Source organism: Micrococcus sp. KRD128 (assembly GCF_017168395.1).
In the GTDB taxonomy this organism is placed as follows: domain Bacteria; phylum Actinomycetota; class Actinomycetes; order Actinomycetales; family Micrococcaceae; genus Micrococcus; species Micrococcus luteus.
Window position 1 is genome coordinate 1 of sequence record NZ_JABFAX010000065.1, and the last position, 449, is coordinate 449.

Annotated in this window: 1 protein-coding gene; it reads right to left on the reverse strand. The window is 59.9% G+C overall.

Annotation, left to right across the window (positions count from 1 at the left end):
• Nucleotides 1-85: 85 nt before the first annotated feature.
• The coding region (locus tag J1M44_RS12105; RefSeq protein ID WP_206481148.1) for an Arm DNA-binding domain-containing protein at nt 86-449 on the reverse strand (364 nt) is incomplete at its 5' end.

A 449-nucleotide genomic window follows, 5' to 3' on the forward strand; every position in this document is an offset into this window, starting at 1 on the left:
TTCTAACAGTATGTGAAGCTCAGCTCGGCAAACAAAATCGGACCTATCATCAATTCCGCCACGTCAGTGGACGTTCTGAATGAGGTCACGCAAAGCCAGCAGGGCGGTGGCGCGACGTCCGACCTAAGCTTTGGGGCAAAGCGGACGATCTGCGCGAGGCTTCCTTTGCGACGCCGTCAACCAAACCTGTAGTGAGCTGTGGGCTTCGGTCCGCTGCCGCCTTCGCCTCTTGGCGAGCCTCACGGCGCTCCTGCACGATGTCTATGCCGGGCGTGTTGCGGTCCCCCTTCACGCATAGACGAGCTGCGTCTCGTGCGAGCCTAGCGTTCTTAAGGGATACATCCCTGAAGGAGCCGAGGCCATGCCATCGCTCCTTGCCGTCCTTCCAGTAACGATAAGACCAGCTCTTCGCCGCGGGACCAGTTACGATCAGGTAGAGCCCGTCGCCG